The following is a 255-nucleotide window of genomic DNA, read 5'->3' as shown; positions in this document are numbered from 1 at the left end:
GCCCGAGTGGTGCCAGTCGAGGAAGAGCCACCAGCCGAGGTCCTGCTCGGGGTTGCCGAGCGCGACCATCTCCCAGTCGAGGACCGCGACGCAGCGCGCGTCCGAGAAGATCATGTTGCCGACGCGCGCGTCGCCCCAGCTGAGTCCGACCGGCTCGTCCTGCGGCTGGTTCGCGAGTAGCCAGGCGAGACCCGCGTCGACCGTCGGCTGCGGCTTGCCGTCGGACGCCCACGCGAGGTAGCGGCGGTAGTACTC

Annotated in this window: 1 protein-coding gene; it reads right to left on the bottom strand. The window is 71.0% G+C overall.

The annotated features are described in order from the left end of the window. Window positions 1-255 (bottom strand): phosphotransferase (locus NCR93_RS31785; RefSeq protein WP_250532480.1); only part of this gene is annotated, 255 nt, incomplete at both ends.

The sequence above is a fragment of the Caballeronia sp. ATUFL_F1_KS39 genome (assembly GCF_023630985.1).
Classification (GTDB): domain Bacteria; phylum Pseudomonadota; class Gammaproteobacteria; order Burkholderiales; family Burkholderiaceae; genus Caballeronia; species Caballeronia zhejiangensis.
The sequence above is the reverse complement of the archived record's forward strand: the minus strand, read 5'-3'. Positions and strand labels throughout refer to the sequence as shown.